The sequence below is a fragment of the Pseudaestuariivita sp. genome, assembly GCF_052825805.1.
Genome location: NZ_JBRBVB010000013.1, coordinates 1 through 15,558, shown reverse-complemented (window position 1 = coordinate 15,558; position 15,558 = coordinate 1). Strand labels below are relative to the sequence as shown.

Here is a 15,558-nt window from a genome sequence, read left to right as displayed (position 1 = left end):
GCGCATCAGATCACTCCCAGCCGTTTGCCGACCCTCCCGAACGCCTCCAGGGCGCGGTCGAGCTCGGCCTCGGTGAGGGCCGCCGACATCTGCGTGCGGATGCGCGCCTGGCCCTGCGGCACGACGGGGTAGAAAAAGCCCGCGACGAACACACCCTCGTCAAAAAGCTCCGCCGCCATGGCCTGCGCCAGCTTGGCATCGCCCAGCATGACCGGGATGATCGGGTGCGATCCGGCCAAAAGGTCAAAACCGAGCGCCTCTAGACCTGCGCGCCAGTGCGCGGCATTGGCAAAGAGGCGCGCGCGTAGGTCCGCGCCGTCCTCAATGAGCGCGATGGCCTCGATCCCGGCGGCCACGATCGACGGCGGGAGCGCGTTGGAGAACAGGTACGGCCGCGCCCGCTGGCGCAAGAGGTCGATCACCGGCTGCGGTCCTGCGATGTATCCGCCGATGGCGCCGCCCAGCGCCTTGCCGAGCGTGCCGGTCAGGATGTCCACCTCGACGCCGAAATGGTCGGGCGTCCCGGCTCCGCGCGGACCCATAAATCCCGTCGCGTGGCAGTCGTCGACCATGACCACCGCGTCATAGGCTTCGGCGAGGCGCGTGATCTCCGGCAGGTTCGCGAGATAGCCGTCCATCGAAAAGACGCCGTCGGTGGCCACCATGATGTGCCGGGCGCCCGCGGCGCGGGCCTCACGCAGCTTGGCCTCGAGATCGTGCATGTCGTTGTTGGCGTAGCGGTAACGCTTGGCCTTGCAGAGGCGCACGCCGTCGATGATCGAGGCGTGGTTGAGGCTGTCGGAGACGATTGCGTCCTCGGCGCCCAGCAAGGGCTCAAAGAGCCCGCCGTTGGCGTCAAAGCAGGCCGCAAAGAGGATGCTGTCGTCCTTGCCGAGGAACCGCGCCAGCCGCGTTTCCAGCTCCCGGTGGAGGTCCTGCGTGCCGCAGATGAACCGCACCGAGGCCATGCCGAACCCCCGCGGGTCCATCGCGCGCTGCGCCGCCGCGATCAGGGCCGGGTGGTTCGCGAGCCCAAGGTAGTTGTTGGCGCAGAGGTTCACCATCTCCCGCTTGCCGACAGCGATCCCGCCGCCTTGCGGAGAGGTGATCTGCCGCTCTTCCTTGTAGAGCCCATCGGCGCGGATTTGCGCCAGCTCCTGCGTGACGTGGGACAAAAACGGGTCTGACATGGGGCCTCCAACTCTTTGGAGGTATGTCTATCATAGCGGACGTGTTTCCGAAATAGTGAACTTCGTTATGACAGAAAAAATTCCGGTATGTCGGATAGGAGCTAGGTTTTGACGATGAGGAAGATGCGCGCGGCGCCGTCTTGTGCGGTGATCGCGTGGTCGACGTCGGCCCGGTAGCGCGCCGTGTCGCCCGCGCCCATACGGCTTTCCGCCGCGCCGGAGACGACGTGCACCGCGCCATCGAGCACGGTAAGTTGTTCGTGCGTGCCGGGTCCGTGCGCCTTGCTGACGAGCGCGCCACCTGCGGCGAGGTGGATGTCGTAGACCTCATGTCCTCCAGCGTCCTTCGGCGGGGACAGGATGCGGATACGGCAGCCTTGGCCCATGTTTTCAATGGTCGGCACGTCCGCGGCGCGCAGCGTGTCGATGCGGTCCTCGGCGGCGGGCGCGTCGAGCAGACCGGCAAAGTCGACCTGCAACGCGCGGGTGAGGTTCCAGAGCGTGGAGATCGTCGGGCTGCTTTCGCCGCGCTCGATCTGGCTGACCATCGACCGGGAGACACCGCTGAGATTGGCCACCGCCTCGAGCGACAGCCCCTTGTCCCGACGCGCCTCCTTGAGGCGGGCGGGGAGCAGGGTCAGAATGTCATCGTCGTCTTCCAACATGGCGGAGGTGTAGGGCATATCGGCGGATGTGCCAATACTCTGCAGAGCTCAGTAGGCGTGCAGCCCGTCGAAATCCGCCTTCCCGATGGCAAGCCCCGCGTGGCGCAGCCCGGCATAGGCCATCGTCAGGTGAAAGAGCATGTTGGGCAGCGCAAAGCGGGCGACGTAGTCGGCTGCGGTCTGCGACAGCTGCGCGTCGCCAGCCTGATGGTGGACTGGCGCGGTCCAGTCGGTGGCAGGGGCCTTGGCAACCGCCTCGGTGACGTCGCTGTGCAAGGTGCGGAGGGTGGCGAGCGTGCAGGGCTCCGCGATTTCCGGCACGGGTGCACCGACCGGCAGGCAGAGCGCACGCGCCGCGAACTGGATCGCGACCGCGAGGTGAAAGCCGGTGTCGAACCCGTCCGGCGCCAGCGTCACGGCCATGAGCGCCGCCGGGTCCTCAGCCTCTTCGATACGCGCGAGCACATGGCCCGCGCGCGCGAGGTAATGCGTGACTGCGCCGGTGAGGGCGGCGTCGGTGCCTTGGGTCACTTGATGGCCTGACGGGCCGCCTCGGAGAGGGCGGCCACGGCGGCGGCGTAGGCGTCGACAAAGGTGCCTTCGGAGGCAGTGCGGGCGGCCCATGGCTCGAACACGACGCTGGCAAGGCCAAGCGCGCTGGCTGCGTCGATCGCCTCTGCCGGGGGGGCCGCCTCCCAGATCAACACGCGCGCGCCGGTCTCCTCCACAAGCGCCTCGAGCGCGGCAAGCTCGTCCGCATTTGGCATTGCACCCGCCTCCCATTCGAGGGCTGCGATGGAGAGGTCATAGCGCCGAGCGAGGTATTGATAACGCGGATGCGTGGCGATGAACGTCGTATCGCTCATCCCTTGCAGCGCGTTTCGGGTCTCGGTATCGAGCGTCGTCAGCGCAGCGCGCAGATCGGCAAGCCGCGCGTCCGCGTCGTCAGGTGCCAGACCACGCCGCTCGAGTGCCGTCGCCATCACCTCCACCTGCGCCCGCGCAAGCGTCGGGTCGAGCCAGGTGTAGGCCGCCAGCCCCTCGTGGGAGTGCTCCCCGCCGTCGCCGTGGCTGTGGGTGATGCTCTCGGTGACGATGAACCGATCCTCGATCCCCGCCGACGTGTTCACGACGCGCGAGCGGGGCAGGGAGACCCGGTCGATCCAGGTCGCAAAGCCGGCACCGTTCAGCAGGATCATATCAGCCGATTGCACGGCGCTGATGTCGGCAATCGAGGGGCGCCAGAACGACGGATCGACGCCGTCCGGCACGGGAAACTCGACCTGCGCTGCATCGCCCAGCAGCGCCTCGGCAAAGGAGGCAAGCGCCTGGCTGACGGCGACGACGCGCGGGCGGTCCTCCGCACTTGCAGAGGTGGCGGCGAGCGCCAGCAGAGCCGCGGCGCAGAGCCCGCGCAGCCGGGGCAGGGGCGTCAGCTTCCGCATTTGCGCGCGATGTCCTCGGGGGTCACGATCCAGTAATTGTCGTGGCTGCCGGTGTCGACTTCGATCACGAGCCCGCCCGAATGGTCCAAATCTGCGAGCGGCACGCGCGCCGTGCCATCGGGTTGCAACCGCAGCGTCGTCTGTAGGGTGTTGTCCCCGTCCAGCACGCGCACATCGCCCTCTTGCGTCACACGCCCGTTCGAGAACTTGGCCTCCACCGTCACGGCCTCGCAATCGACGGAGGCAAAGACGACAAGCTGGTGTGCCGCCGCCCCGATGGGAGCGGCGAGCATGAGGCTTGCGCCAAGACCAGCGCAGAGGACCTGGCGCAGAGTCACTGACCCGTCCACTCTTCGAAGTGGACCCAGATCACGGCACCGAGCTCGACGGCTTTCTCTTCGCCCGAGCCCTCTTCGGTCAGGGTGTAGTCGGCGGTGTTGAGCGCGGCAAAGCCCCACCAGCCGTCCGAGGGCGGCGCGTAGGTGAAGACGCCGTCGGCATCCGCCTTGACCGTCTGGGTGATCATCAGCTCGTCCGGCACCGTGGCGCCCGCGCCGTCGTTGAAGAACTCGACTTCGACCTCGGCGTACGGCACCGCCTCGCCGTCCATCTTGACGATGCCCTGGAACACGTTGTGCTCCCAGAGGCCAAAGGGTTTGGACAGCGGCACGATCTCCGTCTTGAGTCCCAGCTCGGTGTCCCACCCCTCGTCGTCGCCGTAAGCGGTCACGTAGGTCTTGGTGTAGTGGATGATGAACGCGTCCTCGGCCGGCTCCCAGTAGGGCTGCGGCTCCATCGCAAAGACGTAAGTGCCCGGGCGCTCGAGCGGGTAATCGAGCGTGTAACCCGCCTCGTCCATCACCGTGGCGCCTTCAAGGTTGCCGAGCAGGTCGGTGGTGGTGCCCTCATGCGTGACCGTAAACGCGTTCGGCGTATCGAGCATCATCCCGTCCATTTCGAACGGGTGCGAAAACGACATCGTCAGCGCAACGCTGCGCCCGTCTTCCTGGCTGACCATCGGGTCGTCCGGGATGATCATCCCGTAATGCGCCAGCGCCGGCGTGGCGGCGAGAAGAGCGGTGAGCGATGCGGTGAGAATGTGACGTGTCATGGAACCTCCCAGGTTTCAGTGTCTTACCTAAATGTGTGGTGCTTTAGGCGCCGACTTCAAGAGCCAAAGGCGAGCAGCCAGCCCACCCAGGCCTCGGCATTGCGCGCAACGAGGGTTGCGCCACCAGCTGCGATAACGGCGGAAAGTAACAGCAATGTAACGGTTTCCGCGGCCAGCAGCCGCAGCACCATGCCGCGCGCTGCGCCAAGCTTGATGGCGGTGGCGATTTCCCGCGCACGCAGGCGGTACGTGAGAAAGACCGCGAGCCCCACGGCGGCAAAGGCCGCCACGGCGATGATCGCGGTCACGACATCCAAAAGCGCCTTGATCCGAAAGATGCGGTCCACGAGGCCGCCGATCACTCCGGCGGGCGCGATCAGCTGCGTCGGTCCCTCGGCGTCGAGATAGCGCCCCTTGAGGATCGTCGCCGCGCGCGTGTCGTTCGGCACGACGATCACGCCGGAGGCCGGAAAGTTGTCCTGATCGCCGTGAAAGTGAAAGCTCTCGATGTTGTCTTCGGTGATGCGCTGGTACTCGACCACTGCCGCGCCCGAAAGCGCCGCCGCGCCGCTCGCGACATCCGCTGCCGTGACCACATCCTCGTGCCCGTGCCCGATCCCCTGGATCACCCAGGCCGTCTTGATGTCCACGAAGATCGCCTGATCATCGGGTGTGTTCGTGCGTGCGAGCACGCCCACGACCGGCATCTCGAGCGGGTAGACCCCGTCGAGGTCAAAGAGGTTCTCAGGCGCTGAAACGAGCGTGTCCCCCACGCCCTTGCGCAGCGCCTCGGCCACGTCTGCACCGATCACGGCATCGCCGAGCAGCGACAACCCGCGCCCCTCGGCAGGTGTCAGGTCGCGAAAGTCGAAATAGTCGAGCGTCGTGCCGACGATGCGGAACCCTGACGAGGAAAATGCCGTATGCACCGGGATCGGGATGCCGAGGCCGCTGTCCCAGATCATCTCTACCTCGCGCATGGCGACCGGATCCGGGCGCTCGTCCGAAAAGTAGAGCGCCGCCATCGTCAGATCGAGCTGCGAGCCGCGACTGCCGAGCAAGAGCGGCGTCGCCTCGCCACGCGCCACCAGCGCCCGCTCGCTCGTCGAGAGCAGCGTCTGCGTGGCCACCGGCACGAACATGATGAGCGCCGCGACCAGCACCAGCACGAGGCTCCGCGCCCAGTGATACCGCAGGTAGGCAAAGGCGAGATAGAGCGCGTTCATGCCTCCTCCGCCTCGCGGAACTGCGCAAAATCGAGGACCCGCCCGAACCGCGGCAAGAGCTCGTGATCGTGGGTCACCGCCAGCACCGCTGCGCCCGCCTCGGCGGCCTGCTCGAACAGGAGATCGAGGATGCGCGCCTTGGACGCCGGGTCGAGGTTGCCCGTCGCCTCGTCCGACAGGATCAGCCCCGGCTGCGTGACCAGCGCCCGGCAGATCGCCACGCGCTGCTGCTCGCCCTGGCTCAGCGCCGCCGGATGGCGGTCGAGCTTGTCCCCGATCCCGCAGGCATCCGCGAGCCGCTGCGCCCGCTCTTTGGCAGCGGCATCGAGCGTCAGCGCCGGCGTGATGCGATAGGGATAAAAGATGTTCTGCCGCGCCGAGAGGTAGTCGAGCAGGGCAAAGTCCTGGAACACGAACCCGATCCGGCTTGCGCGAAACCGCCGGCGGTCGCCGTCGGACATGCCCGTCACCTCGGTCCCGCCCACCTCGATCCGGCCGGCCTCGGGCGTCAGGATGCCCGCGATCAGGTTCAAGAGCGTGGTCTTGCCGCTGCCGCTCGGTCCGACGATGGCAACGCGCTCACCCTCGGCCAAGCTGAACTCCGGCACGCGCATGCGAAATCCGCCGCCCGCGTAGCCAAAGGTGAGGTCCCGGACCTCGATCATCAGTTGGTCACCGCGTCTTCTGGCGGCGCCTCGAACGTCTCTCCGGCGGTGTCGCGGTTGACCTCGCGCAGCACGAAATCGGTGATCCGCCAGGCGCCCTCCACGGGGGCCACGGTCAGATCGGCGCTGTAGGTGTTGCCGCGCACGTGCAGGTGTTCGGCATGGCCTACGGTCCCGATGACCTGCCACGTCGCGTCGATCTCCAGGGTGCCGCCCGCGCGGCTGGCTTGCGTGTTCAAAAGCTGGATCTCGTGGATCTTCTGATCCGCCTCCTCGAGCCCGCCGCCTTTCATCGCGCCCACGCGCTCGAGATAGAGGTATTCCAGCGCGTCCCCGTGCGTGACGCTGGCCAGCGTGTCATAGATCGCCGCCTCTTCGGTCTGGCCAAACGCCTCGTAAACGACGAGCAGCAGCGCCGGGGTGAGGCGCCAGAACTCCACCTGCGCGCCCGTGATGGTCATCGGCTCCATGCCCGGCGCGGTATAGGTCTCGGTCTCCGAGACCGCCCCGCCGCGCGGCCAGAACGCCGCCGCCCCCAGCGCGAGACCCGCCACCAGAACACCGGCTGCAACAAGGGAAGTGGATTTCACGGCTCAATCTCGACGTCTGGCTGGTCGACTGCCGCGCAGCCTCTGCGAAAAGGCGCGGGAGTGCAAGCGCTCCGGGGCAGGTGCGGACGTGCCGCTAGCGACGACGCATGCGTCTCGGCCCTCGGGGCCGCGTTGGAAAAACACTCGGCGCGTCCGCCTCGTTTAACCCATTTGGGGGATGCTACCGTGTGAGAACAAACGTAGCCTGCGTGCAAGAGGGACGTTTATTTTCACAGTGCGCGTTCAATGATGGATCGGCAGCCACAGGCAGGCAGTGACGACACGGGTACAGATGCGCTCGTGGCGGCGATCTATCAGGTCACCGTCGATCCCGACGCCAATGACAAGCTGATGGCGCTGTGGGGCGATTACCTCGAAGCGCAGGTGCGCGCGCAAGACGCCGCAGGTCGCAGCGCGTACCCGCCGGGGCAGGGCGCAATCGCCGATCACCTCTTGCGCGCCTTCGACATCCACGCGCGGATGGGGCGCACGCCGGGTGCGGTGCCGGAGGCGGAGGTGGCCGAGCTGCAGCTGAGCGCCGAGGGCCGCGTCACCTCCTGCAACAGGGCGGGGTCGGAGGCGCTGGGCGTGTCGGTTGGCGCGACGGTCGAGCTCACCGGGCGCGCGGGCGACAGCATCGTGGTCGCCACCGGGGCCAGCGGTCTCAGCGCGGCGATGGTGGTCACGGAACGCAGGCGCGGACGCAAGACTTTGCGGGCGCTGCATGGGCGGTGGACTGCGCAGCATGACGCGGCGGTGCAGAGGCTTTACGACCTAACCGCGGCAGAGACGCGGGTCGCGGCGGCGCTCCTGCAAGGGCTGAGCCTGCGCGACATCGCGCAGAGCACCGGGCGCGGGATCGAGACGATCCGCTCCCAGCTCAAGGCGGTCCAGCGCAAGACGCGCATGCCCGGCCAGACCCAACTCGTGCGCCTGCTCACCGGCCTTCAACACGTGATCGACGCCACCTCGGGTGACGCCGCGCAGCGCGAGGCGCGCGTGCTCGTGCTCCCGGACGGGCGCAAGCTGCACTATGCGCTTTACGGACCACGGACCGGGCGGCCGTGCCTGATGCTGCACAACATGCTGAACGGGCCGTACTGCCTGCCGCCGCTGGTGGAGGCGCTCAAGGCCGAGAACCTGCGGCTGATCTGCCCCTGGCGCCCCGGCTTTGGCGACAGCGATCTCGACAAGGGCGCGGTGGCGGACCCGCCGAGCGCGCCCGGGCGGCTGTCGGCGGACCTCGGAGTGCTTTGCGCGCGGCTCGGCGTGTCCGGTGCCGTCGTGGCCGGACATATGTCCGGGAGCCTTTACGCCTATGACTTTGCGAAAGCCCGGCCCGATCTGGTCAAAGGCGTGCTGGCGGTGTCGGGCGGCGTGCCGATCAGGTCGATGGCGCAGATCTTTGCCATGGAGCGACGCCAGCGCACGGTGGCGCTGACGACGCGCTGGACGCCGCGGCTCTTGCCCGCGATCCTGCGCTCGGGGATTGCACAGATCGACGCGCGCGGCATGGACGCCTTCCTCGCTGCGCTCTACCCGGCGGGCAGCGTGGATGCGGCTGCCGCGGCCGCTGACCCGGCGCTGCGCGACATGCTCTACGCGGGCTTTCAGAACATCGTCAAACAGGGCCATCAGGCGTTCGAGATCGACGCGCACCAGGTGGTGCGGGACTGGTCCGACAACGTGAACGATCTGGCAGCCCCCGTTTATATTCTGCATGGCCGGCACGACCCCGTCGTGACTTTTGACAGCGCCCGGGACTACGCCTCTCGGATCGGCGCGACATTCACCGGGATCGAAGACGCAGGCCAGCTCCTGTGGTGGACCCATCCAGCCCTCATCGCGCGCCACTTGAGCGCGCTGCACGACTTTTCAGATCGGAGTTAATTGATGTCTTTTTCGAGCGTCGAGAACCGCTTTATCATTCACGGATATTCGTCGTCTGACGCGAGCGCATTGCTCGACCGTCTTGCGTATCTTTACAACGACTCAAGTACGTTCCGAGGCTGGGTGGACGGCTGGCTGACGAACAATGTGGGCCAGAACATAGACCTCGTAGCGCCAAGCGTGTTTGCGTCCTACACGCCGACGCCCGGCAACCTCTACTTTGAACTGGCGCGAGACCCGTACCCGGACGCGATGCACATCACCAACGACGGCGTCGGCGCGGAGGCTCACCCGGACCTGGGCTTGATCGCGCTTTTCGCGAGCGAAGTGGCCGATCTGTCTTTCGTGGTGTCCGCGTCTGACTACACGTCGGATATCGGGCGCGGTATCAATGCCGTCTTTTCCGAGATCGGCAATGGCGCGTTCGAAATCCTCGGCTGGCCTGCGATCGACGTGTTCGGCGACAGGGCGGGTATCGTCGACGGCAGATCCTATTCGTTCGGCAACGAGATCGATATGGCGATGGCGGTATCTTTCGTTCAGGACACCACCGGGCTCGGCAACTCGCGCGACGTTCTGTTGCTCAACCAGGGCTTCGACGGCACTGCAGCCAGCGGGGGCGGCGACGACTACATCTGGCATGGCGAAACGGACGCGGTCATCGACGGGGGCGACGGCATCGACACGCTGGTCCTCGAAGGGCTTGCCAAGGACTGGGACTGGCGGTTCCAGCCGGACGGGACATGGAACCTGTCGCATGTGCGCGGCGCCGCGAACCAGGGCGAGGTGACGGCGATCGGCATCGATCAGGTTCACATGCTTGGCTCCGGCAAGACCTACGCGCTCGAGCAGAACGGGATGACGCACCAGACCGACATCCAGTTCATCGTCGACACCTCGCACTCGATGAAGGGGAACGACGCGATTGTCTCTGGCCAGATGGTGCGCGACATCGCCCGCAAGGTGATGGAGCAGAACGGCGGCAGTCAGGACGTGCGCTTTGCGGCGTCCTACACGGCGGAAATCTGGGAACGCGACGAGACGCCCGAAGAGCCGCTGGGCTACGAGCGTCCGCTCGATACTTTCAATGTCTCCCGCGATTTTGGCGAGATGGTCGATTTCGAGGCGCGCTTTAACCAGATGATGGGCGACATCTCGGGCTTTCTCGAGGAAACCGAGGACCGCGAAGAGGACGAGCGGGAAAAGCCGCCGGAAAGCGGCCCGGTCTGGGAGCCGATCTTCGAGCTTATCAGCCAGGTCGACTGGCGGCCCTCTGCGGGCTCGCGCAGCGTGGTGCTGGTGACCGACGCCTTCCCGGATGATGCGAGCTTTGCGAGTGCCGCAACGGCGCTGGCCAACAGCCTTGGCCCGACGGCGTCTTACATCGACGGGTGGAGCGGGACCATCGGCGGCTCCGGCCTGCCGGGGCCCGACACGGTCGAGATCCCGGTCCACAACATCACCGTGGAAATCCCGCCCAGCAACCAGGCGACGGGTGATACCCAGCAGCCCGAGCCGATCACCGTGGGCATCTACATCGTGCCGGTGGGTCAGTTGAACGGGCCAGGGGCGTCGAACTCGAACAACGACGGTCCTGCGGATCAGGCCGACACGCACCTGAGCAACAATGATGCCGGTAAGCTGCTGGGACAGACTTATGGAGACTGGATCGGCGATGAGACCTATTCGGAGTTCATCGCCAACGAGCTGGTGACCATCATCAGCCAGGGCGGGCTGCGCCCCAGCGACAACACGTCCGGCGGGGATGACGTCGACTTCGGCTCCTCGGGCAACGACTTCCAGAACGGCATGGACGGCGACGACGAGCTGAGCGGCCTTGCTGGCGACGACCTGCTCGAAGGTGGCGCGGGTGCCGACACGCTGCGCGGCGGCGAGGGCAATGACACGATCCGCGGGGGCGGCGGAGATGACCTGCTGGTCGCCGGTCCCGGCAATGACGAGGTCGACGGGGGGCGCGGCGAAGACACGCTGGCCATCGTCGACGTGGTCGAGGATGAGGTGGACTATCCGGCCGACGCAGACGTGGAGTTCGAGCTGTCGGAGGACGGAGACCTTATCATCACTTCCCCGCTCGGCGAGATCACCGCGCGCAACATCGAGTGGGTCGCGCGCGCCGATGGCTTGCTGATCCCGGCTGCCGGAGACGATGTGGATGGCACGTCGGGCAACGACACCATCACCGGCTCGCTCAGCATCGACACGCTGACTGGCGGGCTCGGCGACGATCTGATCGACGGGCTCATAGGCGAGGACGTGGCCGTTTTTGGCGGCGACTTCGATCGCTACACGCTCGACCGCCCCAGCGAAGGCGCTGCGATCCTCACCGGGCCGGACGGGAACGACACGATCGAGAGCATCGAGTGGCTGCATTTCGACGACCGTGCGGTCGACATAGGCGGCATCATTGGCGCGCGGACCTCCAGCCCGAGAACCAACGACATTGAAATGTTTGGCACGGACCGCGGCGACTTTCTGGTCGACGGCGATGGAGCCACAGCGATCTACGGCCAAGGCGGACACGACATCATCCGCGCGGGCGGCGGCGACGACACGATTACGCTGGTCGATCTCGAAGCGCTCGAGGTGGACGGCGGTGATGGAATCGACACGCTGATCATCGCCGAAGGCGCGCTGCCCTACGCGACCGAGCCGATGACCTGGGATTTCGACCTCGGGCAAGTGCGCAATGAGCTTGGGACTGTCCTGCTTGAAGTCCAAGGGATCGAGAATGTCATCTTTAGGGGTCCGCAGACCTGGGAGATCGTCGGCACTGCCGATGGACAGCGCATTGAGACCGGCAGTGGGCTCGACACGATTGATGGCGGGCCGGGCGACGACACCATCGCCTCCTTCGGCGGCTACAACATCATCACCCCAGGCACCGGGAATGATGTGGTCGGTGTCTCGGGCGAATTCTACGACACGTTCAACGGTGGGGATGACCGTGCTTCGGGCGGAAGTGGCAACGACATCCTCTTTGGTGTCGACGGCACGGACACTCTGAGCGGCGGAAGTGGCAACGACCTGATCTTTGGCGGCACCGACGCCAGCGAGCTGAGAGGCGGGAGCGGGCTCGACCGCATCATAGGGGGACCCGGCGATGACACGATCATCGGCGGCGAGGACGCGGACTCGCTCGAAGGCGGGGATGGCAACGACTTCATCCAGGCGCATGGGCTCATCGTCGGAGGCAGCTATGACGTGATCTCGCCGGGGCTCGGCATCGACACGATCGACGCGCACGGTCCCGACATGATCCGCGGCACTCTTGAGGAGCTCGACGGCGACCACCTCGAGCGGTTCAACATCGGCATGACCATTGGCATCGGGGAGCCCTTTTCCGAGTTCGATACGACGATCCCGCAGCCAGTGTCCTTTGACTTTGTCGACGTCGGCACGACCAGCGCGCAAGAGCTGCGCATCGACATGGGCGATGACGGCTCGGTGGATGCGGTGCTGCACATCGCGCGGTCCGACCAACTGCTCGCCGCCCAAGGCATCAGCGTCAGCTCCGTCGGCGGCCTGACCATCCTCAAGGGTGAAGACGTCCCGGGCCTTGTCCTCGCGCATGGCAGCGGCAATCAGGAGATCAACGGCACCGCGGGCGCCGACACGCTTTCGGGCGGGCAGGGCAACGACACACTCATCGGCTTTGCCGGCGATGATCTGCTCAACGGGGGCGACACGGCCTTCCCATCGAACGAGGACGGCGCCGACAGCTTTGTGGGCGGCGACGGGCGCGACACGGTCACCTACGATGGCGCGCTCAACTCGCTGCGTGTAGACCTGCGCGACGCCAGCCTCAACGAGGGCGCCGCCGAAGGCGACCGCTACCAGAGCATCGAGAACGTGGTCGGCTCGCCCGGCGCGGACACCATCGGTGGAAATAGCTTCATCAACGAGTTGCAGGGCAAGGCCGGCAACGACTTGCTCATGGGCTATGCACAAGACGACACGCTTATTGGCGGCGCGGGCAGCGACACGCTCGTGGGCGGGAATGGCGAGGACCGGCTCGATGGCGGAGCGGGGTTCGACTACGCCAGCTACGCGGACGCCACGAACGGCGTTGAAATTCACCTCGGCGACGCCAGCAACAACAGCGGCGACGGGGAGGGCGATTTCTTTGTCTCGGTCGAGGGCGTGATCGGGTCGGACCACGACGATGTGCTTGTCACCAGCCTCGTGAGCGGCGCAGCGGACGGCGGCCCCGGCGATGACCTGCTGCAGGGCCTGAACGGCAACGACACGCTGACGGGCGGGCTTGGCGACGACACGATCCGGGGCGGTGACGGTCAGGACCGCGCGGTCTTTGCCATCAACTCGAATGAGGTGACGGCCACGGCGGGCGCCTCATCGCTGGTGCTGTCTTCGCCCCTTGGCGACGATCTAATCGGGGACGATGTCGAGCTCTTCGTCTTCAACGACGCCACGCTCACCTACGCGCAAGCCTCCACGCTTGTTTCGACAGGCCCCGTGGTGATCGAGGGCAATGGCGACGACAACACGCTGACCGGCACGGTGGTGAACGAGACGATCCTCGGGCGCGGCGGCGCGGACACGATCCGGGCAGGCGCGGGCGACGACACCGTCGATGGCGGCAACGGCGCGGACGAGGTCTACCTCGGCGCCGGGAGCGACCTCTTCGGAGACAAGTCGGACGGCGCAAACGGGCCGGACAGCGTCTTTGGCCTCGGAGGCGCGGACACGATCTACGGCGGCGGCGGCGCGGATGATCTGCGTGGCAATTTCGGCGCGGACAGCCTCGAAGGCGGGAACGGTGCCGATGCGCTCTTTGGCGGCAACGGTGGGGATACGATCAGATCCGGCGGCGGCGCGGACACGGTGCATGGCGGCGACGGCCGTGACCTTGCCTTCCTCGGCGCGGGCGATGACCGGTTCGTGGACACCGCGCAGGGCGACGTGGTCGGGCGCGACACGGTGCATGGGTTAAACGGGGACGACACGGTCCTCGGCAGCGGTGGCAACGACGAGATCTATGGCAACAGCGGCAAGGACAGCCTCGAAGGCGGCACCGGAGCCGACACGATCTACGGCGGGATAGGCGCGGATACGATCCGCTCGGGCAACGGCACAGACACCGTGTACGGCGGCGATGGCCGGGACTTGACGTATCTCGGCGGTGGCGCGGACAGGTACTTTGACACGGACCAGGAGGGTGTGAACGGACAGGACACGGTGTTCGGGCTAAACGGCGCGGACCGCATCGTGACACGTGGTGGCGACGACGAACTCTATGGCAACGCGGGCAACGACACCCTGTTAGGCGGGGCCGGGGCGGACACGCTCCTCGGCGGTGCTGGCGACGATAACCTGAACGGGGGTCTCGGCGCGGACGTCTTTGTCTACGGCAGCGGTCAGGACACGATTTCCGATTTCGGGATTGGCGCCGACGTCATCGAGCTCGATGACGCGCTTTGGACAGGGACCTTGTCGGCCGAAGACGTGGTCAGCTCCTTTGCCAGCGTTCAAGGGGTGCGGATCGTGTTCGACTTCGGCGGAGGCAACACCCTGACGCTGGAAAACATGAACACCCTCGCGGGTCTCGCAGATGACCTGGTGATCGTTTAGCGTTTGAAAGGTTGGGAGGAGGCGCGCGGCGCGAGGTGCACACCGAGCCTGGTTTCTCACTTTGCCTTGGTTGAGCCAAACGCGGCCAAACCGAAAATCTGTGGGAGCCGGGCCAGTGCATCCTGTGCTCAAGCAAAGCGATCGTGTGGGAGTATGCAAATGCCGATTTTCGTGAGTAGATGGTTCGTCGGGTGATGCACCCGCCACAGACTTTGGTAGCGGGCGTTGCACGTCGTTGCGTGAGCTGGTGTAAAGCCACTGGCAATTCAGAGGTTAAAGCCTCGCAAGCCTTGTCCGACGGCGGAAACCCACGGTCCGGGAGAAGAGGAAAAGCGCTCAAGGCGCATCGAGTTCATGATTTCAAATCCCACGGCTGAACGTCTAGCAGGCCATCTTTCTCGAGCGGAGCCAGAAACCGCTGGATATGCTCAGGAGGAGGGCGGGAAAAACAAACCGCAAGGGCGTTTGAAGCGTAGATTAGCCTTTGACTGACGCGCGTGGCCCTATCAAAGTCTGAAATTGCCCAAACTTCCGCTGGACCCAAATTAGGTTGTTTAGCACCGACCTCGGAAAATCTTTCCAACAACTCCCTGTAAGCTTTGCGATAGGTGTCAGCCCGTCTCAATAGAAGTCGATCGCTGAGGTCCGATCGACAACTCCATACCCCGTGACAGAAACTATCTCGAAACCGCTTAATCTGCTGACGGGCATGGAGAAACTGAGCTACTGCATTTCTAAGGTCTCCTCTTCCACTTGAGGCGAGACACAACTTAAGCATAAGTTTCACGTCGTCGTCTTTTCGAAGTACACTTTGGAGTTCTTGCGACAGGTCTGCATCCGGCGATAGCCGAGACATTACGAAAATGCGAACGTTCGAATCGGCTTCTGCGTACTTCGTGACGGTGTCAGCGATTGCCGCCTTGGCATCCGGGAATTTGTCGAGCGCTGCCGATCCGAAGCGTTCATGGAAATATTGGGGTGGTTCGGGAGCGGGCGTCTGGCGCGGAAACTTAGTCACCTAGATACGATACTCGATCGTTGCGCTTTATACTAAAAGATACGCATGTCGTCATGCGGGTTGCCGACGAAGGAACATGGGTCCAGCTTCGGTTACGCTACGTATCCATCCGATTTGCGTGTATTTTTGGCTCCGGCGGTAGGGATCG

General features: G+C 65.5%; 11 protein-coding genes. 2 read left to right on the top strand and 9 right to left on the bottom strand.

Annotated elements, in window-relative coordinates:
• Window positions 1-5 precede the first annotated feature (5 nt).
• The 9 genes from ACU0B3_RS14280 to ACU0B3_RS14240 form a co-directional block, all read right to left on the bottom strand.
• Window positions 6-1,190, bottom strand: coding sequence for a glycine C-acetyltransferase (locus ACU0B3_RS14280; protein ID WP_446261539.1), 1,185 nt, complete (start codon window positions 1,188-1,190; stop codon window positions 6-8).
• Window positions 1,191-1,291: 101 nt separating this feature from the next.
• The gene (locus tag ACU0B3_RS14275) at window positions 1,292-1,855 is read right to left on the bottom strand and encodes a helix-turn-helix domain-containing protein (protein ID WP_446261538.1); all 564 of its coding nucleotides are present in this window, start codon (window positions 1,853-1,855) and stop codon (window positions 1,292-1,294) included.
• A gap of 48 nt (window positions 1,856-1,903) precedes the next feature.
• Window positions 1,904-2,386, bottom strand: coding sequence for a DUF1993 family protein (locus ACU0B3_RS14270; RefSeq protein ID WP_446261537.1), 483 nt, complete (start codon window positions 2,384-2,386; stop codon window positions 1,904-1,906).
• Complete coding sequence (locus ACU0B3_RS14265; protein ID WP_446261536.1) at window positions 2,383-3,300, bottom strand: metal ABC transporter substrate-binding protein; 918 nt, start codon at window positions 3,298-3,300, stop codon at window positions 2,383-2,385. The genes ACU0B3_RS14270 and ACU0B3_RS14265 overlap by 4 nt, the downstream gene beginning before the upstream one ends.
• The gene (locus ACU0B3_RS14260) at window positions 3,288-3,593 is read right to left on the bottom strand and encodes a hypothetical protein (protein ID WP_446261535.1); all 306 of its coding nucleotides are present in this window, start codon (window positions 3,591-3,593) and stop codon (window positions 3,288-3,290) included. The genes ACU0B3_RS14265 and ACU0B3_RS14260 overlap by 13 nt, the downstream gene beginning before the upstream one ends.
• 41 nt (window positions 3,594-3,634) lie before the next feature.
• Entirely contained in the window at window positions 3,635-4,411 is a 777-nt protein-coding gene (locus tag ACU0B3_RS14255; RefSeq protein ID WP_446261534.1) for a DUF4198 domain-containing protein, read from the bottom strand.
• 56 nt (window positions 4,412-4,467) lie between these two features.
• The gene (locus ACU0B3_RS14250) at window positions 4,468-5,637 is read right to left on the bottom strand and encodes an ABC transporter permease (protein ID WP_446261533.1); all 1,170 of its coding nucleotides are present in this window, start codon (window positions 5,635-5,637) and stop codon (window positions 4,468-4,470) included.
• A complete protein-coding gene (locus ACU0B3_RS14245) occupies window positions 5,634-6,302 on the bottom strand; it encodes an ABC transporter ATP-binding protein (protein WP_446261532.1) in 669 nt (222 codons plus the stop codon). Before ACU0B3_RS14245 ends, ACU0B3_RS14250 begins: the two co-directional genes overlap by 4 nt.
• Window positions 6,302-6,892: a hypothetical protein gene (locus tag ACU0B3_RS14240; RefSeq protein WP_446261531.1), complete on the bottom strand. Its 591-nt coding sequence runs from the start codon at window positions 6,890-6,892 to the stop codon at window positions 6,302-6,304. The genes ACU0B3_RS14245 and ACU0B3_RS14240 overlap by 1 nt, the downstream gene beginning before the upstream one ends.
• Window positions 6,893-7,138: 246 nt before the next feature.
• Between ACU0B3_RS14240 and ACU0B3_RS14235 the strand changes: the two genes are divergently transcribed.
• Window positions 7,139-8,782 (top strand): alpha/beta fold hydrolase, encoded by a 1,644-nt coding sequence (locus ACU0B3_RS14235; protein WP_446261530.1) that lies wholly within the window; start codon window positions 7,139-7,141, stop codon window positions 8,780-8,782.
• A 3-nt stretch (window positions 8,783-8,785) separates the two neighbouring features.
• Entirely contained in the window at window positions 8,786-14,392 is a 5,607-nt protein-coding gene (locus tag ACU0B3_RS14230; RefSeq protein ID WP_446261529.1) for a calcium-binding protein, read from the top strand.
• Window positions 14,393-15,558: the final 1,166 nt, after the last annotated feature.